We start from the raw sequence: 24989 nt of genomic DNA on the forward strand, positions 1-24989 counted from the left end.
GGCGTGCTGCCGGGCGCCCCTTGCGCGTACCTGACCGCGAAGGACTAGCCGGCCGCCGCCGCGTCCGCCGCCTGCGCCCTCAGCGCGCGCTCGATGCCCGCGCGGGACTCCGAGACCAGCCGGCGCAGGGCCGCACCCGGCTCGGCGGAGGCCAGCCAGGCGTCCGTCCGGGCGAGGGTGTCCTGCGAGACCTGGAGCGCCGGGTAGAGACCGATCGCGATCTGCTGGGCGATCTCGTGCGAACGGGAGTCCCAGACGTCCTTCAGGACCTCGAAGTACGGCTCCGTGTACGCCGACATCAGCTCCCGCTGACCGGTCTGCACGAAGCCGCTGATGACGGCCTCCTGCACGGCGTTCGGCAGCTTGTCCGACTCGATGACCGACGCCCAGGCCTCCGCCTTGGCCTCCACCGTCGGCCGGGCCGCCCGCGCGGTCGCCGCGTGCCGCTCACCGGCGGCCGTCCTGTCCCGCTCGTACTCGCCCGCGATCTCCGCGTCGTCGAACCGGCCGACCGCCGCGAGCCGCTCCACGAACGCCCACCGCAGCTCGGTGTCGACGGCCAGGCCCTCGACCGTCTGGGTGCCCTCCAGCAGCGCCTCCAGCAGGTCCAGCTGCTCCGGCGTACGGGCCGTCGCCGCGAACGCCCGCGCCCACGCCAGCTGGTGGTCGCTCTCCGGCTCCGCCGCCCGCAGATGGGCCAGCGTGGCGTCCGTCCAGCGGGTCAGCAGCGCCTCACGGGCGGCCGGGTCGGCGTACATCTCGATCGCCAGCTTCACCTGCCGCTGGAGCGACTGCACCACACCGATGTCCGACTCCTTGGCGATGCCGGACAGCACGAGGGAGAGGTAGTCCCGGGTGGCCAGCTCGGCGTCCCGGGTCATGTCCCAGGCCGACGCCCAGCACAGGGCGCGCGGCAGGGACTCCTGGAAGTCGCCGAGGTGCTCGGTGACGACCCTCAGCGACTCCTCGTCCAGCCGGACCTTGGCGTACGACAGGTCGTCGTCGTTGAGCAGGACCACCGCCGGACGGCGCTTGCCCACCAGCTGCGGTACGGCCGTCAGCTCGCCGTCGACGTCCAGCTCCACGCGCTCACCGCGCAGCAGCTTGCCCGTCACCTCGTCGAGGTCGTACAGACCCACGGCGATGCGGTGCGGGCGCAGAATGGGCTCACCCTTCGCGCCGGCGGGCAGCGCCGGGGCCTCCTGGCGGATCGCGAAGGAGGTGACGATCCCCTCGGCGTCCGTCTCGATCTCCGGCCGCAGCACGTTGATGCCCGCCGTCTCCAGCCACTTCTTCGACCAGGTCTTCAGATCCCGGCCGGAGGTCTCCTCCAGCGCGCCGAGCAGGTCGGACAGGCGGGTGTTCCCGAACGCGTGCTGCTTGAAGTAGGCCTGCACGCCCCGGAAGAACTCGTCCTGGCCGACGTACGCCACCAGCTGCTTCAGGACGGAGGCGCCCTTGGCGTAGGTGATGCCGTCGAAGTTGACCAGCACGTCGTCCAGGTCGCGGATGTCCGCCATGATCGGGTGGGTGGACGGCAGCTGGTCCTGCCGGTACGCCCAGGTCTTCATCGAGTTGGCGAACGTGGTCCACGAGTGCGGCCACTTCGAGCCCGGCGCGGCGGCCTGGCAGGCGATGGAGGTGTAGGTGGCGAACGACTCGTTCAGCCACAGGTCGTTCCACCACTCCATGGTGACCAGGTCGCCGAACCACATGTGGGCCAGCTCGTGCAGGATGGTCTCCGCGCGCACCTCGTACGCCGCGTCCGTCACCTTCGACCGGAAGACGTACTGGTCGCGGATGGTCACGGCACCCGCGTTCTCCATCGCGCCCGCGTTGAACTCCGGCACGAAGAGCTGGTCGTACTTCTGGAACGGGTACGCGTAGTCGAACTTCTCCTGGAACCAGTCGAAGCCCTGCCGGGTCACCTCGAAGATCGCGTCCGAGTCGAGGAACTCGGCCAGCGAGGGCCGGCAGTAGATGCCGAGCGGCACGGACTGCCCGTCCTTCTCGTACACGCTGTGCACCGAGTGGTACGGCCCGACGATCAGCGCGGTGATGTACGTCGAGATCCGCGGGGTCGGCTCGAAGACCCAGACGTCGTCCTTGGGCTCGGGCGTCGGCGAGTTGGACACGACGGTCCAGCCCGTCGGCGCCGTCACGGTGAACTGGAAGGTCGCCTTCAGGTCGGGCTGCTCGAAGGAGGCGAAGACCCGGCGGGCGTCCGGCACCTCGAACTGGGTGTAGAGATAGGCCTGGTCGTCGACCGGGTCGACGAAGCGGTGCAGGCCCTCGCCGGTGTTGGTGTACGCGCAGTCGGCGACCACGCGGAGGATGTTGCGGCCCTCCAGCAGCCCGGGAAGGGCGATCCGCGAGTCCTCGAAGAGCTCGGCGGGGTCGAGGGGATCGCCGTTCAGCGTCACCTCGTGCACGGCCGGGGCCACCAGGTCGATGAACGACTCGGCGCCGTTCTCCGCCACGTCGAAGCGCACCGTGGTCACGGACCGGTAGGTACCGCCCTCCTGCGCGCCGGAGAGGTCGAGATCGATCTCGTACGAGTCAACGGTGAGCAGCTTCGCCCGCTGCTGCGCCTCTTCGCGAGTCAGGTTTGTGCCAGGCACGCGGTCATCTCCTCGTTATGTGTCGGTTGCGCCATCCTTCCACGTGACCCGCGCCGAACGCGATGTCCGGATCCCGCCGGTGGGTGGCGCGGAATCGCGCCAGCCTGGGCCCATGACGACCTACACGGCACGCCCCGTCGACCCGCGGGCCCTGAAGGAGCTCCGCGGTGCCGACGACGCCGGGCGGCGAACGGTTCCCGTGACCGACGAGGAGGGTGGCTCCCCGCTGCGCTGCTGCCTGCGCCGCAGCACCCCCGGCGAACGGATCGCGCTCGTCTCCTACGCGCCCCTGCGCCGCTGGGCCGCGGAGCACGGCGCCGACCCGGGCGCCTACGACGAACAGGGCCCGGTCTTCGTCCACGCGGATGAATGCCCCGGCCCGGACGGCGACGGCCACCCCTTCGCCAACGCCCGCCGCACGGTGCGCCGCTACTCCGCCGACGGGCACATCCTGGGCGGACGGCTCGTCGAGGACCCCGCGGGCCCCGAGGGGTTCGACGCGGCCTTCGCGGAGGCCTTCGCCGACCCCGCGGTGGCCCTCGTCCATGTGCGGGCGGTGGAGTACGGGTGCTTCCTGTACGAGGTGCGCCGGCCCTGAGGGCCCTCGTCCGCGCCGTCAGCCGCCCACGGTCAGGGTCCAGCGGGAGCGGCCGCGTACCTGGATCAGGCCCGGTTCGAGGGGGTGACGGCCGCGCCCGGAGGCGAGGCGGCGGTCCGGGGCCAGGTTCTTGTCGAGGAGCCACAGGTCGACCGACTCCCCGGCCGCCTCCTCGCCGCACTCCAGGCGGGCGTCGCCGGGACGGCCGGTGTAGTGGATCACGTCGTGGCCCTCGCCCGCGATCTCGGAGTCAAAGGCGCGTGCCTCGTCCACGCCGGTCACTCCCAGCACCCACGGCTGGCCGTCGCGGGTGCCGACACTGACCCAGGTGACCGCTCCGGGGCGGGCCTGGACGGGGCCCCGGCCGCCCTCGCCACCCGTCTGGGCCAGCACCACGGCCGGGGACAGCGCGTCGAGGGGGCCCGCCTGCACCTGGTGGAAGCCGGCCCGGCGCGCCGGGGAGGTGAGGGCGAGCAGGACGGGGTCCCCCCGGTGCGCCAGGACCTCCGTGCCCCGGCCCTCGACGCCGTCGGCGAGGACCCGCGCCGAGGACAGCGGCAGCAGCCGCAGCGACCAGCGGGCCAGGCCCTTGAACCGGATCCGGGTCGCGGCCCTGCCGTCGGCGAAGAGCAGGGCACGGCCGCGGGCCCCGGAGCCGGGCGGGAGCGGCAGCGGGCGCTCGGCACCGCCGGCGTCGCTCTCGTACGCCTCGAACCAGCCGACGGGGGAGTTCGGCACGAGGTCGTACTCCAGGACCACCGGCGCGCCGGGCGTCGGGTTCACCACCTCCAGCGGGGCGCGGCGGGTCCGGACGGTGGACCAGTACTCCGCCAGGACCTCGTCGGACGAGGGCGAGGTGAGCGACCAGAAGGCCGCCGCCCGGACCTGGAGCAGGCACGGACCCGGGGCGGCCACCGAGCCCTGAGCTGTGTCCCCGGCGTCTCCGGCCGGCGCCGGCGTCGGCGCGGGGGCCTGCCGGGGCGCGAGCGGGTCGTCCCCCGGGAAGGCGGCCGCGAGCGAGAAGTCCCGGTCGGCCTGCCGGCTCGCGTCGAGCCGGTAGCGCAGCTCACCCGCCGGGCCCTCGTAGCGCAGCACGTCGGGGCCGTGGCCGCTCGCCCGGCCGGTCAGCGGCTCGGCCGCGCCCAGCGGGAGCACGCTCAGCGTCCAGCGGCCCGTCCCCTTCACGGCGAGGCGCAGCCGCCGCCCCTCGGGCACGCGGACCACGAACCGGCCCCGGAGCATCGGCCGCTCCGAACGCCACAGCGGCGGCCCGTCCTCCAGGCCCACCTCGACGTATCCGTCCCGGTCCTCGCGCCCCACCTCCAGCAGCACCGGACCCGGCGGCACCCGGTCGGGCACCGTGAGGGTCCGCGCGCCGCTGCCCTTGGTCTCGTACGGCCGGAAGCCGGACGGGCCGTACACCGCCGGGCCGTACACCGCCGGACCGTCCGGCCCGGGATCCGGTTGACCCGAGCCGTGCCCCTCGCCCTCGCCCTCCGGTTCGACCTCGATCCCGAAGTCCGTGGCCAGCCCGGCCAGCCCGGAGGCGTACCCCTGGCCCACCGCGCGGAACTTCCATCCGCCGTCGCGCCGGTAGAACTCGCCGAGCACGAACGCCGTCTCGGCCGACGCGTCGGCCACCGCGTAGTACGCCACCGGCGCCTCGGACATCAGCGTGACCCGGATCTCCAGCCCCGGCACCTGACCGAACGTGCCGCCGTCCGCGGAGGCGGCGATCACCACGCGGTCCACCGCCGGCTCCACGGCCGCCAGATCCAGCCACAGCCAGTCGGCGCGCACCGGCCCGCCGTCGTCCGCCGAGGCGCCCAGGTGGCGCACGGCACCGCTGGGGTGGGCGGGCTGGTTGTAGAAGACCAGGTCGGTGTCGCCGCGCACCCGCCCGCCCGCGTCGAGCAGGAGGGCGGAGACGTCGACCACCGGCACGCCGGGGGCGTTGCGCCGGCACACGGCGATCCGCACCGGCTCGGCGGGTACGGGCAGGTTGGCACCCTTGGCTGTCCGCGTCATACCGGTCAGCGTGTCACGTACACGCTGAGCGGGCGGGATGTCCTACTCGGGTGCCACGTCCTTCTTGGCGGAGGACAGCTCCGCCGCCACCAGCTCCGCGATCTGCACGGCGTTCAGGGCCGCGCCCTTGCGGAGGTTGTCGTTGGAGACGAACAGGGCCAGGCCGTTCTCCACCGTCTCGTCGCCGCGGATGCGGCCGACGTACGACGCGTCCTTGCCGGCCGCCTCGAGCGGCGTCGGGATGTCGGTGAGGGCGACACCCGGGGCGCCGGCCAGCAGCTCGGTCGCGCGCTCGACGCTGATCGGGCGGGCGAAGCGGGCGTTGACCTGGAGGGAGTGGCCGGAGAAGACCGGGACGCGCACACAGGTGCCGGAGACCTTCAGCGCGGGGATCTCCAGGATCTTGCGGGACTCGTTGCGGAGCTTCTGCTCCTCGTCGGTCTCGTTCAGGCCGTCGTCGACCAGGTTGCCGGCCAGCGGCAGCACGTTGAACGCGATGGGGCGCTTGTAGACCTGCGGCTCGGGGAAGTCGAGCGCCTCGCCGTCGTGGGTGAGCTTGTCCGCGTCGGCGGCCACCTTCTGCGCCTGCCCGTGCAGCTCCGCCACGCCCGCGAGGCCCGAACCGGACACCGCCTGGTAGGTGGCGACGACCAGCGCTTCGAGGCCCGCCTCCTCGTGCAGCGGCTTCAGCACCGGCATGGCGGCCATCGTGGTGCAGTTCGGGTTGGCGATGATCCCCTTGGGCCGGTTCACGGCCGCGTGCGGGTTCACCTCGGACACCACCAGCGGCACCTCGGGGTCCTTGCGCCACGCCGAGGAGTTGTCGATCACCACGGCGCCCTGGGCGGCGACCTTCTCGGCCAGTGCCCGGGAGGTCGCGCCGCCCGCGGAGAACAGCACGATGTCGAGCCCGGTGTAGTCGGCGGTCGCCGCGTCCTCCACCGTCACCCCGTCCAGCACGGTCCCGGCCGAGCGGGCCGAGGCGAACAGCCGCAGCTCGGTGACGGGGAAGTCACGCTCCGCGAGGATCCTGCGCATGACCGTGCCGACCTGACCGGTGGCTCCGACGATTCCGACCCTCACTGCGACTCCTTCTCCGTGGCTGGCGTGCGTCCCCTGTGTGGCCGGGACCTTTCCATCATGCGGGGCACCCCGGCCCGCATGTCCAATCCTTTGCCCGGGTTACGAGACGGCACACCGGATCAGCCCCTCGGTTCCAGGGTCCACCGGCCACCTCCCCTGATCTGGAGAAATCCTCTCGGAAGCGGCTGAAGACCGGAAGCCGTGCTGATCCGGCGCACGGGCTCCAGCCGTTCGTCCAGTTCCCACAGCACCGGCAGGTCGAGTGTGCCGCTCGACTCGTACGTGACCATCACCTCGGTTTCGGGCCCGGTGTGACGTACGACTCCACACCCCTGGCCCTCGGCGCGCTTCCCGAGCACCGGCACGGTGGCGAGGCCGGCCGGTTCGATCCGCCAGCCGGTGCGGTCGGCGGCGAGGATCTGCACGTAGCAGTAGCCCGCCTCGGACACCCACAACGAGCCGGTCACCGGGCGTCGCCGCCCCCGTGTGTCGGCGCAGAACGCCGTCCGGCCGTCGGTCTGGACGGTACGGGCGAACAGGCTGCCGTCGTCGCCGGTGGTGCGGCGCAGTCCGAGCAGCGCGGGCGGGCCGTCGTACCGGAGGACCGCGCTGCCGGTGCCCTCCGCCGGGCCGGTCAGCGCGGGCGCCTCCTCGACCGGCAGCAGCCTGAGGCTCCAGTCGCCCGCGCGCTCCAGCCGCAGCCGCACCTCGCCCTCGCCCTTGCGGAACAGCAGGGTGCGACCGTGCTCGCCGTGCTGGCTGCCCTTGAGGAAGTCCTCCTCGTCGTCGTACTCGTCGACCAGTTTCACCTCGGCCCCGAACAGCCCGCCGTCACCGCTGATCGCGTACTCCAGCAGCGCGGGCCGCCCCGGGGAGGGATTGACGAGGGTGACGGTTTTCGTCCCGCGGCCCGTCCACAGGCCGGCGGCCTGCGCGGCGGCCTGGTCCTGGACGGGCAGGGGCCGGGCGGTCAGCCGCCAGTCGCCGTCGGCCTCCAGCAGGAGCAGCAGGGGGCCGTCGGGCAGCGGGGCGGTCTGGCGGAGCCGGCCGGTGTCGTTGACGAGCAGGTCGTAGGCGTCCGGATCGGCGAGGCTCGCCGCTTCGTGGGAGGTGATCCCGAAGTAGCCGCCGCCGTCCGCGTCGCCCGCGAACTCCACGTCGAGGTCGGCCGCGGTGCCGGCGTAGACGACGACCTCGGGGCCGCGGCCGTCGAGCGGAGCGGTACCGAGCCGGCGGGCCACCGACAGCGGCTGCACCAGCACCGTCCAGCCGTTGTCGGCCTCGACCTTCAGCCGCAGTGCCCGGCCCTCCGGGGGCCGGACGAGGGCCCGGCCGTGGAAGCCGGGCAGGGTGGTGTTGAAGAGGAGGTCGTCTTCCTTGTTGCGCCGGTCGAGGGTGTGGGTGCAGAAGTAGCCCTCGCCCTCGTGACGGGCCTCGACGATCACCGGGCCCGGCGGGAGGGGCACGTCCACGGAGACCACGCCGTTGCCGCGCCCGCGCTGGACGTAGGGCTGGAAGTCGGGCCCGAAGGAGTACGGGACGGCGTCCTGTACGTCCGGCACGGCGTCGCGTACGACCGGTACGGCGTCCTGTACGACCGGTACGGCGTCCCGCACCGCGTCCTGCACGACCGCCGCCGGCGGCGGCGCCGGTTCCTCCACCGCGATCCCGAAGTCCGTCGCCAGCCCGGCGAGCCCGGAGGCGTACCCCTGCCCGACCGCCCGGAACTTCCACTGCCCGTCGCGCCGGTAGAACTCCCCGAGCACGAACGCGGTCTCACTCGACGCGTCGGTCACCTCGTAGTGCGCCACCACCGTGCCGTCCGCGGCCAGCGCCCGCACGTACAGCCCCGGCACCTGCCCGAACACCCCGCCGTCGCAGGAACCGGCGATCAGCACCCGCTGGATTCCGGGCTCGACGCGCGGCAGGTCCACCTCCAGCCATTCGGCGAGCATCCCGCCGCCCTCGGCCGCCCCCGTGTGCCGTACCGCCCCCGACGGGTGCGCGGGCTGGTTGTAGAAGACCAGGTCGGCGTCGCCGCGGACCTTGCCCGCCGCGTCGAGCAGCAGCGCCGAGGCGTCCACGACCGGAGCCCCGGGGACGTTCCGGCGGCAGACCGTGACCCGCAGCGGGGCTGCCGGGACAGGGGTGTTCGCTCCTTTGGTGATGTGCGTCATGGCGCTCATCGTGACAGCGGAGGCGGCGTGAAGTCGATGGGTCGATCAAGTGGACGGGTGGGCTCCGGAGAGCGCCGGAAATCGCCGGCCGGAGCGCCGAACGTTTCCCACCGCTCCGGCGTCATAGGGGAAACGCGGCGAGGGGAGGAGCGGCTGTGCTGCGCAGAAAGGCCCGCCGCGGCCAGGGGGCGGACCACGCAGGGAGCGACCCGCTGGACGCGGCACAGGAACGCCGGGTGCGGGCGGTGCTCGCGCTGGGCGGGGTACCGCAGGCGGACCTGCCGGACGGGGTGCAGCAGGTCCGCCTGCGGCTGCTGGAGCGGGCCGCGGGCGGGCAGGAGGCGCCGCGCGACGTGTCCGCGTGGGCGGCGGTGGTCGCCTCCAACCTCGCCATGGACTGGCACAGAGCCAAGCGCCGCCAGGAACGGCTCGGCGAGCGCCTGGCCGCGCTCCGGCAGGCCGACCACCCCTCCGGCGAGGACACCAGCCTGCTCTCCCTCGCCGTCGCCCGGGGCCTGGACGAACTGCCCGACGCCCAGCGCCAGATCCTCGTCCTGCGCTTCTACGCCGACCTGCCGGTGCGCGGGATCGCCGAGGAACTCGGCATCCCCGAGGGCACGGTCAAGAGCAGGCTGCACACGGCGGTACGCGCCCTGCGCGCCCGCCTGCACGAGGACGAGGTGGTGTGACGTGACCGCCGAACACGACGGCTACGACGGCTACGACGGCCGCGACGGCTACGAGGGCTCTGACGGCTCTGACGGCCGCGACGAGCTGGACGCGTTGCTGGCCGTGCTCGCCGACGAGCCGCTGCCCGACGAGGCCCGCGCGGACGCCGCCTTCATGGCCGAACACCGGGCCGCGGCGGCCGATGTGGCCCTGCTGCGGAAGCAGTTGGGGATCATCGGTGACACGCTGGCCGGCCCGACGCCCCACCCCCACCCCCGCCCGGCACCGGCACCCGCCCCGCCCAGAGAGCGCTGGTACCGCCACCCCGGCGTGCGGACCCTCTCCTTCGGCGCGCTCGTCACCGCCGCCGTCGCCTCCGCCGTGCTGGGCCTGGGCTGGCTCGTCGCGGCGAACAACGGCGTCAGCGAGAACTCGGGCGGCTCCGCGAGCGACAAGTCGGCGCCGTCCGGCAGCAGCGCCCGCGGCCCCGCCCACCTCGCCTGCGCCCGCCTCCTTGTCGAGGGCGACATCACGAAGGTGCAGCCGGTCCGCGGCACCGCCGAGGACCGCGTCACCCTGCGCGTGACCCGCTCCTACATCCCCGCGAAGGGCAAGGGAGAGGTGAGCTTCCGGGTGGAGCGGGCGGTCGTCCCCGACTCCCGGCCGGGGCAGCACGTCCTCGCGGGAATCCAGAAGGAGGCCACGAACCCGGACCTGTGGATCACCGATCCCGCCGGGATCGCCCGGGAGCGCGCCGCCATCACCGAGGCACTGCCCGCGTCCGGCGCCGTCGCCTGCGAATGACGAACGGGCGGGCGCCCTCAGGACGCCCGCCCCGCGGTTCGGCTTGAGCGGCTCAGCTCTCCTTCGAGCGGGCGTAGTGACGGGACGCCTTCGCGCGGTTGCCGCACGCGGCCATCGAGCACCAGCGGCGGGTGCCGTTGCGCGAGGTGTCGAAGAAGTGCAGGACGCACGTCTCGTGCGCGCAGGTCCGGATCCGGTCCGGCGCGGTGGTCAGCAGTTCCAGGTAGTTCCGGGCGGCGAGCCAGGCGGGCGCCCAGGAGACGTCCCTGAACTCGGCCCGCTCGGCCGGCCCCTCCGCGCTGAGCCCGGCCCGGATCCGCCCGTGTTCCAGCACGGCGTCGACGAGCGGCGCCCCCTCCTGCGGCGACCCGTCCACGACCGCCCTGAGGGCGTCCCGGGCCTGGAGGAGGTGCCGCAGCGTACGCGCGTCGGGCTCGTACTCCAGCCCGTTGCCCGCCAGCCACACCGCGAGCCCGTCGGTGTCGGTGAGCAGGTCCTGCGTGACGCCCTCCCGGTTCCAGCGCGTGTTGAGCAGGTCGAGCGCGAGGGGCTCACCGGTGAGGGGACGGGGGTCGCGGGCGGCGGGCATCGGCACTCCTTCTTCGCTAACCACTCAAGGGTACGTGACCGGTTGACGTACACGATTCTAACTGCTTAATCTCCTTATACAGGTTAGATCGACTGAGGGGACCAGCCATGACCCTGCGCACCGGCCACACCGGCCTGAACGTCACCGACCTCGACCGCTCGCTCGCCTTCTACCGGGACGTCCTCGGCTTCACGCTGCTCGCCGAGGGCAAGGAGGACGGCCGGCGGTACGCGTTCCTCGGCGACGGCGGCGACAGTCCCGTCCTCACCCTCTGGCAGCAGGCCGAGGGCCCGTACGACCGCGCCCGCGCCGGCCTGCACCACCTCGCGTTCACCGCCGACTCCTTCGCCCGGGTCGAGGAGTACCAGCAGGCGCTGAGCGCCCACGGCGTCGACTTCGCCTACGAGGGCGTGGTCGCCCACCGCGAAGGCGCGGCCTCGGGCGGCATCTTCTTCCACGACCCCGACGGCACCCGCCTGGAGATCTCCGTACCGCATGGCCTCGAAGGCGCCCCCGCCCCGCACACCTCCGCGCCGACCTGCGGTTTCTTCTAGCCATGGCCGTCTACCACCAGGGCTCCCGAGCCGTGCAGGACCGCGTCGGCGTCCGCGAGCTCGCCGACCACGTGGGCCGCGCCATGGGCACCGGCATCAAACCGGTCGCCGCCGCCTTCCTGGAACTCCAGCCGCTGCTGATCGTGGGCGCGGCGGACCCGGGGACCGGCAGGGTCTGGGCCACACCCCTGGCGGGCACCCCCGGCTTCGTGCGGGCGACGGGCCCGCACCGGATGTCCGTCGCGGGCGGGCCACCCCCGGCCGACCCGCTCGCCGCGGCCCTCACCACCCCCGGCACCCCCGTCGGCACCATCGCCCTGGACCCCCGCACCCGCCGCCGCATGCGCCTCAACGGCCGCCTGTGTCCCACGGAACGGGGGTTCGCGGTCGAGGCGGACCAGGTGTTCGCCAACTGCCCCAAGTACCTCCAGAAGAGGCAGACCTACGAGACCGTGCCCGACCGCGTCCCGGGACCACCCCGCCGGTCCGCCGAACTGTCCACCGCCCAGGCGCGGTTCGTCGAGACGGCCGACACCTTCTTCCTCGCCACCGTCCACCCCCACGGCGCCGACACCAGCCACCGCGGCGGCAACCCCGGCTTCGTCCGCACCACGTCGTCCCGCGAACTGACCTGGCGGGACTACCCGGGCAACTCCATGTTCCTCACCCTCGGCAACCTCCTCACCGACCCCCGGGCCGGCCTGCTCCTGATGGACTGGACGACGGGCACCACCCTCCAGCTCACCGGCGAGGCCCGCACCGAGCACGGCACGGACGGCGAACGCCGGGTCCGCTTCACCCTCACGGAGGCCGTGGAGACCGAGTCCGCGCTGCCCCTGCGCTGGTCACCGCCGGAATACTCACCGGCCAACCCGGACCCGGCAGGCTAACGTCCTGTCATGCGCCGAAAGTTGAGAGTGGCGGCCTACGCCGTGTGCGTCCGCGACGGACAGATCCTGCTCGCCCGTTCACCGGCCCCCGACGGCACGCCCGAATGGGTCCTGCCCGGCGGCGGCATGGAGCACGGCGAGGACCCGTACGACACCGTCCGCCGTGAGCTGACCGAGGAGACCGGCTACCGGATCGAGGTGACCGGCCTCCTCGGCGTGGACTCCTCCCGCCATGTCCTCCGCCGCCGGACCCTGCGCCGCCCGACCGACCACCACGGCGTCCGGATCGTCTACGAGGGCCGCGTCGCCGGCGGCGAACTGCGCAACGAGGTGAACGGCTCCACCGACCTGGCCGCATGGCAGGACCTGGACGCGGTACCCGGCCTCACCCGGGTCCGCCTGGTCGACGTCGCCCTGCGCCTGTGGCGCGAACGCCCGGCGGCGGGCCGGGTGCCGAGCGGGGCGGAGGAGCCCGGGTAACGGCCCCGGGGCCTGTCCCCTACCCCGCCAGATGAACGCGGAGTGACCGCCCTCCGGCCACCCGCGGACCGCTTCGTGGCCATGCCAGATACACCATGATCCACGTACGGTGATCGGCGCTGCGCGTTGCCGTCTCGTTCACGCGCAGGTCATCCCCGGTGCCAACGATCCAGAGCGAGCGGGATGTTCGCTACAGCGACCGCCCGCGACCACTGCCGACGCAGTTCGCACTCGGGGAGATCGCGCCATGTCGCGCATACGCTCTGTCGCCAGCACCGCGCTGGGGGTCAACCGCCGTACCGTCCTGGCCACCGCCGGGGCGGTGACGCTGTCCGCGGGCGTGGGATACGCCCTGCGCCCGACCGACAGCCAGGCCGCCACCACCACGACGTCCGAACAGGCGCCGGTCGCCCACTCCCGCAAGGCGCCTGCCCCGCCGCTCGCCCCGTACACCAAGGGGACGACCGTCGCGAGCGTCGCCGCCCCGCGCAACAGCTCCGGCTACCGCCGCCTCGGCGACGGCGCCGGCTGGAAGCGCGTCGTGAGAGGCGACCTGGCCACGCCCAAGTCCGGGCGCGCGGACCGCCGTACGGCGCTCGCGGCGTTCGTGCAGTTCACCGACCTGCACCTGATGGACGTCCAGCACCCGCTGCGCCTGGAGTTCCTGCGCTCCACCGACGTGCACGCCTGGCGCCCGCACGAGGCGCTGACCGTGCAGGGCGCCATCTCGCTCGTCGAGCGGGTCAACGCGCTGCGGGGCGCCCCCGTCACCGGCGCCCCGCTCCACTTCGTCATGACCACCGGCGACAACACCGACAACAACGCCCACTCCGAACTGGAGTGGTTCATGAAGGTGATGTCCGGCGGCCGGATCACCCCCAACTCCGGTGATCCCAGGCACTACGAGGGCGCCCAGAACAGCGGTATGAAGCTGTACTGGCAGCCCGACTCCACCCTCCGCGACAACGACAAGTCACTCGGCTTCCCGCACCTCAAGGGCTACTTGGCCGCCGCCGTCCGCGAGGCCCGCAGCCCCGGCCTCAACCTGCCCTGGTACTCCACCGTCGGCAACCACGACTCCCTGCCGCTCGGCTGCTACGGCTCGCACGGCGACTCCTACCTCGCCGAGGCGGCCATCGGCGGCAAGAAGCTGCTGAGCGTGTCCGCCGCGGACGCCAAGAAGCTCCAGGACGCCATCAAGAACGCCAAGGACCCCAAGGGCGTGCAGTACCGGGACTTCCTCAAGGCCCACGCCCGGTCCATGCGCTCGGTCACCCCGGACGAGAAGCGCGCCCCCTACACCCCGGCCGACTACCTCAAGGCCCACCTGGACCCGGCCTACCAGGGCATCGGCCCGCTGGGCCACGGCTACTCCTCGGCCAACGTGGACGCGGGCACCCAGTACTACGCCTTCCGCATCTCCGACGACGTGATCGGCATCAGCCTCGACACCACCGACGCGGGCGGTCACTACGAGGGCTCCATCGGCACCGCCCAGCTGAAGTGGCTCGACAAGACGCTGAAGGACAACAAGGACTCGTACGCCGTCGTCTTCAGCCACCACACCAGCAAGACGATGACCAACACCCGCCCCGACCCGGCCCACCCGGGCGAGCGCCGCCACAACGGGGCCGAGGTCGTCTCCCTCCTCGCGAGCCACACCAACGTGCTGGCCTGGGTGAACGGGCACATCCACAAGAACGTCATCACCCCGCACGCCGCGTCCGGGGGCCGCTCCTTCTGGGAGATCTCCACCGCCTCGCACGTCGACCACCCCCAGCTGGCCCGCGTGATCGAGCTGGTGGACAACAAGGACGGCACGATCTCGGTCTTCACCACCCTCATCGAGTCCGCCGCCCCCCACCGCACGGACTTCACCGACCTCTCCCAGACGGGCCTCGCCGCTCTCTACCGCGAGCTCTCCTACAACGCCCCCGGCGCCAACAAGACGCTCGCGGGCGACCCGGCCGACCGGAACACGGAGCTGGTGCTGAGGAAGGGCTGAAACTCACTCAACCGGCCCATCCCGAATCAACCTCCGCACGCGGCGTAGTGTCCCTCCCGGCGACCGAGCTCGACGGCACAGATGGGGGAAGACATGCGTGCACGCAAGGTACTGGTCGCAGCGGCGGCCGTCCTGGCCCTGTCGGCGACCCTGGCGGGACCGGCCCTGGCGGCCGCTCCCACCGGGGAAGCCGCAGGCCGCTCCGCCGGCCACCCGGCCACCCGCAAGGCTGTCGAGGCGGCGGTCGAGGCCGGCGTCCCCGGCGTGACCCTCACGGCGAAGGACGCCCACGGCACCTGGTCCACCACGGCCGGGACCGGCAACCTCCGCACGGGCGCCCCGCGTTCGGCGGACGACCGCTACCGCGTCGGCAGCATCACCAAGACCTTCGTCTCCACCGTCCTGCTCCAGCTGGAGGCGGAGGGCCGCCTGTCCCTGGACGACAAGGTGGAGAAGTGGCTGCCGGGCGTGGTGCACGGCAACGGCCACGACGGCAGGGCGATCACCGTCCGCCAGCTCCTCAACCACACCAGCGGCATCTTCAACTACACCGCCGACGAGGACTTCGGCCGCACCTACTTCCTCAAGGACGGCTTCTTCAAGCACCGCTACGACACCCTCACCGCGCGCCAGCTGGTGGCCATCGCCATGCGCCACAAGCCGGACTTCGCGCCGGGCACCTCCTGGAACTACTCCAACACCAACTACGTCCTGGCCGGCATGGTGATCAAGAGCGTCACGGGTCACTCGTACGCCCAGGAGATCACCCACCGCATCATCGACCCGCTCAAGCTGACGGGCACGTCGGTCCCCGGCACGCGGGTCACCCTGCCGCGGCCGAGCAGCCGCGCCTACGGCAAGCTGGCGCAGACGGCGACGGGCCCCACGTACGACGTGACCCGCCTCAACCCCTCCATCGCCTCCTCCGCGGGCGAGATCATCTCCGACTCCACCGACCTCACCCGCTTCTACCGCGTCCTCCTGCGCGGCAACCTCCTCCCGCCTCAGCAGCTGAAGGAGATGAAGACGACGGTGAAGATCGCCCAAGCCCCCAACATCCGCTACGGCCTCGGCCTCATGGACACCACCCTCTCCTGCGGCGTACACGTCTGGGGCCACGACGGCGGCATCCACGGCTCCTCGTCCTGGGCGTCCACGACGGCGGACGGCCGCCACTCGCTGGCCTTCAACTTCAACGGCGACTGGACGGGCGACAGCGACGCGGTGGTCGACGCGGAGTACTGCGGCAAGTGAGCCGCTAGCCCTCTTCTCCGCCGGGGAGGGAGCTCAGCCAGTCGATCAGCCGGGCTCCTTCCTTCGTCATGACCTCCGGGTCGCGCAGGGCGTTGGCCAGCAGTGACATGCCCTGGTACGCGCCCACCAGCGTCAGCGCGAGCCCGTCCGGGTCGGGCAGGCCCATCTCCCCGAACTGCCCCGCCACCCAGTCGAGGAGCCGCCGCATGACCTTCCCGGCCTCGGCGTCGAGGCCGCCCTCCGCCCGCTTGTCCAGTTCCGCGGCCAGCGTCCCGGTCGGGCAGCCGAAGCGGGCCGCGAGCTCACGCTGCTCCACCCAGCCGCGCACCAGCGCCACGAGGCGCTCGCGGGGACCGGGGAGTCGCTCCAACTCGTCGACCAGGACATCGAGTTGGCGGGACTGCTCGGCGAGCGCGGCCGCGACGAGGTCGTCCTTGGTCTTGAAGTAGTAGTAGACGTTCCCGGTCGGCACGTCGGCGGCGCGGGCGATGTCGGCGATCGTGGTCCGCTCGACACCCTGCCGGTGCACCACCTCGGCCGCGGCGGCCATCAGCCGCCGCCGCTTGGCCCCGGCGGCCTTCACTCTCGGGTTCTGCCCCGCGCTCTGTGAGTCAGTCACCCGACTAACTTTAGGCGGCGGTCTGTGCTACGTTCATCACATCGAAATAAGTCAGTCAGCTAACTAACTTGCTGGGGGATCAGATGATCGTCGTTACGGGTGCGACGGGCAATGTCGGCCGGACGCTGGTGCGGCTGCTGTCGGGGGCCGGGGAGCGGGTGACCGGGGTGGCCCGCCGGATCACCGAGGCGGACGTACCGCCGGGCGTGCGGGCGGTCGCCGCCGACCTGGGGGAGGCCGAGGGCCTGCGCCCCGCCCTGGAAGGCGCCGAGGCCGTGTTCCTGCTGGTGGCGGGGGAGGACCCGCAGGGCATCGTGGGTGCGGCCAAGGCGGCGGGGGTGCGGAGGCTGGTGCTGCTCTCCAGTCAGGGGGCCGGCACCCGCCCGCAGGTGTACGGGCACGCGGCCGGCTTCGAGGCGGCCGTGCGGGAATCGGGCCTGGAGTGGACGATCCTGCGCTCCGGCGGCCTGGCGTCGAACGCCTTCGCCTGGGCCGAGCCGGTACGCGTCCATCGCACCGCCGCGGCGCCCTTCGGGGATGTGGGCCTGCCCTTCGTCGACCCTGACGACGTGGCGGCGGTGGGTGCGGCGGTCCTCCGCGGGGAGGGTCCCGGCCACGCCGGGGCGACCTACACCCTCACCGGTCCCGCGCCCACGACCCCGCGCGAGCGGGCGGATGCCCTCGCGGCGGCGCTCGGCGAGCCGATCCGGTTCGTGGAGCAGACGCGGGAGGAGGCCGAGGCGCAGATGGCCGCGTTCATGCCACTGCCGGTGGTGACGGGCACACTGGCCCTGCTCGGCGCCCCCATGCCGGAGGAGCAGCAGGTCAGCCCGGATGTGGAGCGAGTCCTGGGGCGGGCCCCGCGCACCTTCGCCCAGTGGGCGGCGCGGAACGTCGGGGCGTTCCGGTGAGCGGTGAGGGGGTGTAACTGAGCCGACTTCGTTACGAGACGTCCAGTTCATCCGTACGAAACGTCCGTACCGCCTCATATCGGCTGACCCGCTGTTCACGGGTTTGGCTCGATTTATGTGCAAGGCGGGTGATCGCATGCGTACGGGACACGGACTGCGAGTGCTGTCGGTCTACGAGGGCTTCTTCTCCGGAGGGGCCCGGATCGTGCACAGCGATGTCGTGCTGGGGCTGGCGGAAGGCGGCCAGGACCACCGGGTACTCAGCATCCATGGCGAGGTGCACCGGGAGGCGACCCGGCAGCGGATGCAGGACGACGCCTGCTACCGGTCGCTGACGGCGGCCGGGGTGGAGGTCGGCACCCTCGGGCGCGGTCATACCGGTTCGGAGGATCGTCCGGCTGTTTTCGGCGGGCTCGAACTGGCCGATACGGCTCGGGCGATGGCGGCGGCCGACGTGATCCTCTCCCTCAAGGAGCAGCCGCTGGCGCTCCTGAACCAGGCCGGGCTGCCCCGCCGTCCGGTCGTGGTCTGTCTGCACCGCTCCGACCCCGAGAACCAGGGAAGCGCCCTGGACGAGCTGAAGGCCGCCATCGCCGACGGCACGGTTTTGGCGTGCGTGTGCTGCGCGGAGTCGACGCGGGCCGCGTACCGGGACGCCGGGATCCCCGCCGAGCTGCTGCACGTCATCCCCAACGGGGTGGACCTGTTCCGGTTCCGGCCGGACCCGGCCCGGCGGCTGGCCCTGCGCACGGCACTCGGCATACCCGACACGGCGCCGGTCGTCGTCTTCGCCGCCCGGTACGCCGCCATGAAGAACGTCCCGCTCTTCCTGCGGGCGGCGCGGGCCTGGCTGGGGCGCGAGGGCGGGGGCCAGGTGCTGATGTGCGGGGCGGGGATGACGCCCGGGAACCCGGCTCTGGCGGCCGACATCGAGGCCGCCTTCGGGGAGCGGGGCGCGTCCCTCACCGACCGGGTGCGCCTGCTGGGGGTGCGCGGTGACATGGAAGCGGTGTACGCGTCCGCCGACGTGGTCGCCCTCACCTCCTCCTCCGGGGAGGCGGCACCGCTCTGCCTCATCGAGGGCATGATGTGCGGGGCCGTCCCCGTGACGACCGACATCGGCGACAGCGCGGCCCTGGTCGCCGGCCACGGCGTCGTCACCCCGCCCGACCCCGACGCCATCGCCCTGGCCTGGTCGGGCGCGGTCGCCGGCCGGGCCGGCTTCGCCCCGGCCCTGCTGCGGAGCCGCGAGCGCTTCAGCCGCACCCGGATGATCGCGGCGTACGCCGCACTGCTCGAGCGGGTCCACTCCTCCCACACCGGCGAGCCGGCCGACGGACTCCGTCCGGACCTGCTCGGGGGTGCCTGGGAGCGGTAGTGAGGTGGGGTGGGGACAGCGGGCGCTCCACCCCACTACCGGGGCAGGACCACGACATACGCGGCCGGGTCGCGGTCCGCCGACGCCATCAGGGCCGTGCGGATGATCGTCGCCTGCTGTTCCATCGCGTCCCGGAGCTTCCTCGGGGTGATGTGGACGACCGTGATGCCCAGCCGCTCCAGGTGCTCCCGCTTGCGGGCGTACTCGGACCACATCGCGTCCTCCTCCTGCCGCGGGGCCCGCGTGTCCAGTTCCACCGCGACCGCCTGGTCGGGCCAGTAGGCGTCCAGGCCGCCGAGGTGGGGGCCGCCGGGGAGGCGGAGGTCGACGTTCCAGACCGGGTCGGGGAGGCCGTACTTGTGCACCATCCGGTACAGGCGGCCCTCCGCGACGGCCCGGCCCTCCGCCAGCAGCGAGTCCACGGCGTCCACCACGTGCGGGCGGGTCAGGAGCTTCGCCTGGGTCAGCTCCCGTACGACGGCGGCCGGTTCGCAGTGGCCCGCGCGTACCGCCTCGGTCAGCAGCCGACGGACCGCCGTCGCGTCCGTCAGCCCGGCCACCGCGTCCGCGAGCGCCCGCGGCACCGGTGCCACCGGCACGCCCGTCACCTGGCGCGGAGCGGGCAGGCCGGCCGCGCGGACGACGTGGACGTAGCTCACGGAACGCAGCCGGCGCAGTCGCGGGACCAGGACGTCGATGTGCTCCAGGGACGGCAGGGGAGGGGTCGACGTGAAGCCGTGCAGCGTCAGGGCGGCCAGGCCCGTGATCATCGCGTCCGCGTACGCCGGGCGGTGCGGGGTCTCCGCGCTGGGCTGCTCGGGCACCCCGGGCGCCCCGGCCGCCGGCTCCTTCGCCGCGTACATCAGGGCAGCGTGCAGGCGCTCCTCGCTGGTCGGCGGGCCGGGGTGGAGCAGGGTGACGCCGGGCAGCAGCTGCTGCCAGGGGCCGCCGGGGCGGCACTGGTCGTGCAGTTCGGCGGGGGTGACGCCGTGGGAGCGGAGCTGGGCCGCGGTCATCACACGGCGGTGCACCTCGGAGAGGTGGCGGAGGGGGCGGGGGGAGAGCGGGGTGTTGTGCGTCATGCCGACCCGATTCCCGGGTCCGATCCCTCCTCTAACCGCTGTTACAAGCTCGTCGATAAATGCGGACAAGCCGGGACTAAAGGACGGATGTTCGGGTGCCGAGTAGGCAAGGAAAACCCCTGGTCCGTTCGGGTGCGGACCAGGGGTTACGGCTCCTATTGCCTGAATTCCGTAACGGTCACAGACCGGCCGATCTCAGGCCAAAGCTTCGGCTCAGGCCACGGCCTCCCGTGCGTCGCACGCCTGTCCCCGCAGCCCCCGCGCCAGATCGTCCCGCGCCTCCAGCACCAGCCGGCGCAGCGCGGGCGCCGCGTCCGGGTGCGCCGCCAGCCAGGCGTCCGCCGCCGCCAGCGTCTCCGGCGAGTCCTGGAAGGCGGGGAACAGGCCCCGGACCACGTCCATGCCGATCTGGATGGACCGCTCGGCCCACACCCGCTCGATCGCCTCGAAGTACTTCGGCGTGTACGGCGCCGTCAGCTCCCGCTGCGAGGCCTGCGCGAAGCCCGAGATGGTGGCCTCCACCAACGCGTTGGAGAGCGCGTCGGACTCCACGACCTGGGCCCACGCCTGCGCCTTCACGGCCGCCGACGGACGGGCGGCCAGGCAGCGGACCTGGTGGCGCTTGCCGGACGCCGTGTCGTCGCGGGCCAGTTCGGCCGCCAGCACGCCCTCGTCCGCGACCCCGTGCGCCGCGAGCGGCTCCAGGAACGCCCAGCGCAGCTCCTGGTCCACCTCCAGCCCCTCGATCACGTCGGTGCCGTCCAGCAGGTCCTTCAGCAGCGCCAGATCGTCCTCGCCGGTGGCCGCCGACGCGAAGAAACGCGCCCACGCCAGCTGGTGCTCGCTGCCCGCCTCGGCCTGCCGCAGCTCCCGCAGGGCGCCCTCGGCGAGCAGCCGCTCGCCGGTCGCCCGCCAGTCCGGGGCCACGTAGTGCACCAGCGCCGACTCGGCCCAGGCGTGCAGCATCTGCACCACGCCGATCTCGGACTCCCGGCCCGCGAAGCGCAGCACCAGGTCCACGAAGTCCCGGGCCGGGAGCAGCGCGTCCCGGGTCAGGTTCCACAGGGCCGACCAGCACAGGGCGCGGGCCAGCGGGTCGGTGATCGCGCCCAGGTGCTCCCGCAGGGCGGCCAGCGAGGTCTCGTCGAAGCGGATCTTGCAGTACGTGAGGTCGTCGTCGTTGACGAGGACGAGCTCCGGTGTCTCGGCCCCCGCCAGCTCCGCGATCACCGTCCGCGGCCCCTCGACGTCCGCCTCCACACGTGCGTACCGCTCCAGCGCCCCCTCGGGCGTACGTCGGTACAGGCCCACCGCCACCCGGTGCGGGCGCAGCTCCGCGTGCGACTCGGGGGCCTCCTGGAGCACGGCCAGCTCGGCGATCCGGCCCTCCTCGTCCAGCAGCACCTGCGGGGTCAGCGAGTTGACCCCGGCCGTCTGGAGCCAGGAGCGCGCCCAGGCGGTCAGGTCCCGGCCGCTGGTCTCTTCCAGGACCGACAGCAGGTCGCCGAGACGTGTGTTGCCGTAGGCGTTGCGCTTGAAGTAGCGGCGGGCGCCTTCCAGGAAGGCGTCCTGGCCGACGTACGCCACCAGCTGCTTCAGGACGGAGGCGCCCTTGGCGTAGGTGATGCCGTCGAAGTTGAGCTTGGCGTCCTGGAGGTCGCGGATGTCGGCGGTGACGGGATGGGTGGAGGGCAGCTGGTCGGCGCGGTAGGCCCAGGCCTTGCGGCGGTTGGCGAAGGTGATCCACGCGTCGGTGAAGCGGGTCGCGCCGACGTTCGCGAACGTGCCCATGAAGTCCGCGAAGGACTCCTTGAGCCACAGGTCGTCCCACCACTCCATGGTGACCAGGTCACCGAACCACATGTGGGCCATCTCGTGCAGGATGACGTTGGCCCGGCTCTCGTACGACGCCTGCGTGACCTTCCCGCGGAAGATGTACTCCTCGCGGAAGGTCACCAGCCCGGGGTTCTCCATCGCGCCGAGGTTGTACTCGGGCACGAACGCCTGGTCGTACTTCCCGAACGGGTACGGGTAGTCGAAGTGGTCGTGGAAGAAGTCCAGGCCCTGCTTGGTGATCAGGAAGATGTCGTCGGCCTCGAAATAGGGCGCGAGGCCCTTGCGGCACATGGCGCCGAGCGGGATCTCCAGCCGGGAGCCGTCCTCGAAGGTGCGCGCGTAGGAATCCGTGACGTAGTGGTACGGGCCCGCGACGACGCACGTGATGTAGGTCGAGATCGGCTTCGTCTCCGCGAACCGCCAGACGCCGTCGGTGAGTTCGCCGGCGCCGTTGCCCCACACCGTCCAGCCCTGAGGCGCCCGCACCTCGAAGCGGAAGGGGGCCTTGAGGTCGGGCTGCTCGAAGTTCGCGAAGACGCGGCGGGAGTCGGCCGGCTCGTACTGGGTGTAGAGGTAGACCTCGCCGTCCTCGGGGTCGACGAAGCGGTGCATGCCCTCGCCGGTGCGGGAGTACGCGCACCGGGCGTCGACGGTCAGCTCGTTCTCGGCGGCCAGGTCCTCCAGGGCGATCCGTGAGCCGTCGAAGACCTCGCCCGGGTCCAGGTCCTTCCCGTTGAGCGTGACGGCGGTCACACTCGGCGCGATCAGGTCGGCGAAGCTGGAGGCGCCCGGTTCGTTGCAGCGGAACCGGATGGTGGTGACCGAGCGGAAGGTGCGCGGCTCGCCGTTGCCCTCACCGACCGCGGAGCGCAGGTCCAGGGACACCTCGTACCCGTCGACGGACAGCAGGGCGGCCCGCTCCCGGGCCTCGTCGCGGGACAGATTCTCACCGGGCACGGGCGGCAACTCCCTCATCGTCGGGGGCATGGCTGAACAGGACCGATCCTGCCATGCGCCCCTGACACCGGACAGCGGGAATGGGTCCGGTGATCCTGGTGTTGCCCGGGGAAACGACCCGTTTCCCGAGGAGAGCCATGTCCGAGACCACGACCGCCTCCGGCAAGACCCCCGTCGACTTCTGGTTCGACCCGCTGTGCCCCTGGGCCTGGATGACCTCCCGATGGGTGCTGGAAGTGGAGAAGGTCCGGGACATCGAGGTCCGCTGGCACATCATGAGCCTGGCCGTGCTGAACGAGAACCGGCTGGACGAGCTGCCCGAGCAGTACCGCGAGATGCTCGCCACCAAGGCGTGGCAGCCGGTACGGGTGGTGACCGCGGCCTGGCAGAAGCACGGCGCCGACGTCCTCGGCCCCCTCTACACCGCGCTCGGCACCCGCTTCCACAACAACGGCGAGGGCCCGACCCTCGAAGCCATCGCGGCCGCCCTCGCGGACACCGGCCTGCCCGCCGACCTCATCGAGTACGCCGAGCAGAAGGACTTCGAGTTCGACGCCGAGCTGCGCGCCTCCCACAAGGAGGGCATCGAGAAGGTCGGCCAGGACGTCGGCACCCCGGTCATCGCGGTGCCGGGCCCCGACGGCGAGCAGATCGCCTTCTTCGGCCCCGTCGTCACCCCCGCCCCCAAGGGCGAGGAAGCCGCCCGCCTCTGGGACGGCACCCTCGCGGTCGCCTCGGTCCCCGGCTTCTACGAGATCAAGCGGACCCGGACCAAGGGGCCGGACTTCAGCAACCTCTGACCTCACGCCTCCTCTGAGGGGGAACCACACGCCGTCGGTCCAGATCTTGGTGTGCTGGTACCGGCGGCATCCTCCGGGGGCGCACGTAGGCCTCGGACGTGTGGTCCGGCTTCTCCTTGCGGACGTACTCCTCCTTCTCGGTGGGAGGGCGGAACGCGGTGCCGGGACGGGCGCGGTCACCGCCGCGCCCGGGCCCTGGCCTCCGCCAGCCTCTCCAGGTGCTCCTCGTAGCCCTTGGCGTAGTACGCCGCCCGGTCCGCGTCCGGCTCCACCACCAGCGTCGGCCGGGTCCAGGCGTCCGCGTCCAGGGCCACCCCGTACCGTTCGGCGGCCGCCAGTACCGCGCCCCGCGCGCCCACCTCGCCCTCGACCACGCGCAACGGCCGGCCCAGCACATCGGCCAGCAGCCGCGTCCAGGCGGGGCTGCGGGTGCCGCCGCCGCACACCGCCAGGGTCCCCGTCAGACCCGCCGCCGCCAGACAGTGCCGGGCCGCGTAGCCGATGCCCTCGCAGGTCGCGCGGATCAGGTCGGCGGGGGTGGACTCCAGGCAGATCCCGGTGAGTTCGGCCCGCAGCCGGGGCTCGACGAAGGGGGCGCGCTCGCCGGAGGGCGCGAAGTAGGGCAGGACGCGGACGCCGTGGGCGCCGGGCGGGGTCTCGGCCAGCAGGGCGTCGACCTCGTCGTGGCGCACACCCGTCGTGGACAGCACCCAGTCCAGGGCCGCCGTGCCGACCATCGCGGGCATCGCGCGCAGCCGGTGGTCCGGGCGGTCGGTGGAGATGTACAGGCCGGCCGGTTCACCCGTCAGGTCCAGCTCGGAGGTGGCGACCAGGGCGGCCAGACAGGTGCCGACGATCAGCAGGCCGTCGCCGGGCCGGGTGACCCCGGCGCCGAGCGCGCAGGCCGGCAGGTCGTACGGGCCGTTCGCGAGCGGTGTGCCGGGCGGCAGCCCCTCGCCGTGCGCCTCGCCGGCCGCCACCGGGTCGCTGACCGGGGCGAGCAGGCCTCTGCGGTGGGTGAGCCCCAGCAGCTCGACGACCCGGTTGTCGTAGGACCGGGTCCGCGGGTCGAGGAACGGCATCGACGCGTCCGACACGTCCGTCGCCGCCCTGGCCGCGCCCGTCAGCCGCTGGAAGACCATGTCCTTGCAGTAGACGGCCGCCGTCGCCGCGTCCAGCGACCCCGGTTCGTACCGGTCGAACCAGGCAAGCAGCGGCCCCGGGCACCCCGGGAACATCGCGCTGCCCGTGCGCCGGAACACCGTCTCGAAGGTCCCGTCCGCCAGCCACTGGTCGAGCAGTTCGTGCGCCCGGCCGTCCATCCAGGACGCCGCGGGCCGCACCGGCCGCCCCTCGGCGTCGACCAGCCACACCCCGTCGCCCTGCCCGGTCAGCCCGGCCAGCTCCACCCCGTCCGGTACCCGTGCGGTCAGCGCGCCGAGCACGTCGACGACCGCCCCGTACACCTCCGCCATGTCCTGCTCCACGCGCCCCTCGCGCAGATCGAGGCCCACCGGGCGGGCCTCGACGGCCAGTTGGCGTCCCGTCGCGTCGAACGCGGCGGCCTTCACCATGGACGTGCCCACATCGATCCCGACGTACATGTCCCCTCCCGGTACGACCATTCCCGGATTCGACCATTCCCGGTACGACC

20 protein-coding genes are annotated in these 24989 nt (G+C 72.7%); 11 read left to right on the forward strand and 9 right to left on the reverse strand.

Going from position 1 to position 24989, the window contains the following annotated elements; all coding sequences use genetic code 11:
- Window positions 1–44 precede the first annotated feature (44 nt).
- Window positions 45–2621 carry an aminopeptidase N gene (gene pepN / locus ABZ915_RS06585; RefSeq protein WP_361796844.1) on the reverse strand — a complete coding sequence of 859 codons (2577 nt, stop codon included), beginning with the start codon at window positions 2619–2621 and terminating at the stop codon, window positions 45–47.
- Window positions 2622–2733: 112 nt separating this feature from the next.
- Between pepN (ABZ915_RS06585) and ABZ915_RS06590 the strand changes: the two genes are divergently transcribed.
- Complete coding sequence (locus tag ABZ915_RS06590; protein ID WP_361796847.1) at window positions 2734–3219, forward strand: DUF1203 domain-containing protein; 486 nt, start codon at window positions 2734–2736, stop codon at window positions 3217–3219.
- 18 nt (window positions 3220–3237) lie between these two features.
- Here the strand turns inward: ABZ915_RS06590 and ABZ915_RS06595 are convergent, their stop codons facing one another.
- The 3 genes from ABZ915_RS06595 to ABZ915_RS06605 form a co-directional block, all read right to left on the reverse strand.
- A complete protein-coding gene (locus ABZ915_RS06595; protein WP_361796850.1) occupies window positions 3238–5247 on the reverse strand; it encodes a TerD family protein in 2010 nt (669 codons plus the stop codon).
- A 42-nt stretch (window positions 5248–5289) separates the two neighbouring features.
- Window positions 5290–6330, reverse strand: a complete 1041-nt coding sequence (locus ABZ915_RS06600) for an aspartate-semialdehyde dehydrogenase (RefSeq protein ID WP_361796853.1) — start codon at window positions 6328–6330, stop codon at window positions 5290–5292.
- 119 nt (window positions 6331–6449) lie between these two features.
- Entirely contained in the window at window positions 6450–8507 is a 2058-nt protein-coding gene (locus tag ABZ915_RS06605; protein ID WP_361796856.1) for a TerD family protein, read from the reverse strand.
- Window positions 8508–8662: 155 nt separating this feature from the next.
- On the opposite strand from ABZ915_RS06605, the gene ABZ915_RS06610 reads away from it, so the two are divergent.
- Together ABZ915_RS06610 and ABZ915_RS06615 are read left to right on the forward strand one after the other, a co-directional pair.
- Complete coding sequence (locus tag ABZ915_RS06610) at window positions 8663–9196, forward strand: sigma-70 family RNA polymerase sigma factor (protein ID WP_361796859.1); 534 nt, start codon at window positions 8663–8665, stop codon at window positions 9194–9196.
- A gap of 1 nt (window position 9197) precedes the next feature.
- Complete coding sequence (locus ABZ915_RS06615; protein WP_361796862.1) at window positions 9198–9980, forward strand: hypothetical protein; 783 nt, start codon at window positions 9198–9200, stop codon at window positions 9978–9980.
- Window positions 9981–10032: 52 nt separating this feature from the next.
- Here the strand turns inward: ABZ915_RS06615 and ABZ915_RS06620 are convergent, their stop codons facing one another.
- On the reverse strand, window positions 10033–10569 hold the full coding sequence (locus tag ABZ915_RS06620; RefSeq protein WP_361796865.1) for a CGNR zinc finger domain-containing protein: 537 nt from the start codon (window positions 10567–10569) through the stop codon (window positions 10033–10035).
- A 107-nt stretch (window positions 10570–10676) separates the two neighbouring features.
- Here ABZ915_RS06620 and ABZ915_RS06625 point away from each other — a divergent pair, with 107 nt between their 5' ends.
- The 5 genes from ABZ915_RS06625 to ABZ915_RS06645 all read left to right on the forward strand — a co-directional run bounded on the left by ABZ915_RS06625 (window position 10677) and on the right by ABZ915_RS06645 (window position 15752).
- Window positions 10677–11123, forward strand: a complete 447-nt coding sequence (locus ABZ915_RS06625; protein ID WP_361796868.1) for a VOC family protein — start codon at window positions 10677–10679, stop codon at window positions 11121–11123.
- Between the two features lie 2 nt (window positions 11124–11125).
- Complete coding sequence (locus ABZ915_RS06630) at window positions 11126–12013, forward strand: pyridoxamine 5'-phosphate oxidase family protein (RefSeq protein ID WP_361796871.1); 888 nt, start codon at window positions 11126–11128, stop codon at window positions 12011–12013.
- 9 nt (window positions 12014–12022) lie between these two features.
- Window positions 12023–12493, forward strand: a complete 471-nt coding sequence (locus ABZ915_RS06635) for an NUDIX hydrolase (RefSeq protein WP_361796874.1) — start codon at window positions 12023–12025, stop codon at window positions 12491–12493.
- 247 nt (window positions 12494–12740) lie between these two features.
- Complete coding sequence (locus ABZ915_RS06640) at window positions 12741–14498, forward strand: TIGR03767 family metallophosphoesterase (protein ID WP_361796877.1); 1758 nt, start codon at window positions 12741–12743, stop codon at window positions 14496–14498.
- 93 nt (window positions 14499–14591) lie between these two features.
- Entirely contained in the window at window positions 14592–15752 is a 1161-nt protein-coding gene (locus ABZ915_RS06645) for a serine hydrolase domain-containing protein (RefSeq protein ID WP_361796880.1), read from the forward strand.
- A 4-nt stretch (window positions 15753–15756) separates the two neighbouring features.
- Here the strand turns inward: ABZ915_RS06645 and ABZ915_RS06650 are convergent, their stop codons facing one another.
- A complete protein-coding gene (locus ABZ915_RS06650) occupies window positions 15757–16302 on the reverse strand; it encodes a TetR/AcrR family transcriptional regulator (RefSeq protein WP_361797725.1) in 546 nt (181 codons plus the stop codon).
- 152 nt (window positions 16303–16454) lie between these two features.
- On the opposite strand from ABZ915_RS06650, the gene ABZ915_RS06655 reads away from it, so the two are divergent.
- A complete protein-coding gene (locus ABZ915_RS06655; RefSeq protein WP_361796884.1) occupies window positions 16455–17282 on the forward strand; it encodes an NAD(P)H-binding protein in 828 nt (275 codons plus the stop codon).
- Window positions 17283–17442: 160 nt separating this feature from the next.
- On the forward strand, window positions 17443–18660 hold the full coding sequence (locus tag ABZ915_RS06660; RefSeq protein WP_361797728.1) for a glycosyltransferase: 1218 nt from the start codon (window positions 17443–17445) through the stop codon (window positions 18658–18660).
- Between the two features lie 35 nt (window positions 18661–18695).
- Here the strand turns inward: ABZ915_RS06660 and ABZ915_RS06665 are convergent, their stop codons facing one another.
- Together ABZ915_RS06665 and pepN (ABZ915_RS06670) are read right to left on the reverse strand one after the other, a co-directional pair.
- Window positions 18696–19742 carry a hypothetical protein gene (locus ABZ915_RS06665; RefSeq protein ID WP_361796887.1) on the reverse strand — a complete coding sequence of 349 codons (1047 nt, stop codon included), beginning with the start codon at window positions 19740–19742 and terminating at the stop codon, window positions 18696–18698.
- A 213-nt stretch (window positions 19743–19955) separates the two neighbouring features.
- A complete protein-coding gene (pepN, locus tag ABZ915_RS06670) occupies window positions 19956–22535 on the reverse strand; it encodes an aminopeptidase N (RefSeq protein ID WP_361796890.1) in 2580 nt (859 codons plus the stop codon).
- A gap of 137 nt (window positions 22536–22672) precedes the next feature.
- Here pepN (ABZ915_RS06670) and ABZ915_RS06675 point away from each other — a divergent pair, with 137 nt between their 5' ends.
- Complete coding sequence (locus ABZ915_RS06675) at window positions 22673–23335, forward strand: DsbA family protein (protein ID WP_361796893.1); 663 nt, start codon at window positions 22673–22675, stop codon at window positions 23333–23335.
- 176 nt (window positions 23336–23511) lie between these two features.
- On the opposite strand, the gene ABZ915_RS06680 is transcribed toward ABZ915_RS06675, so the two are convergent.
- Window positions 23512–24939, reverse strand: coding sequence for an FGGY-family carbohydrate kinase (locus tag ABZ915_RS06680; protein ID WP_361796896.1), 1428 nt, complete (start codon window positions 24937–24939; stop codon window positions 23512–23514).
- Window positions 24940–24989 lie beyond the last annotated feature (50 nt).

Origin of the sequence: Streptomyces sp. NPDC046915, assembly GCF_040644935.1 — a bacterium.
In the GTDB taxonomy this organism is placed as follows: domain Bacteria; phylum Actinomycetota; class Actinomycetes; order Streptomycetales; family Streptomycetaceae; genus Streptomyces.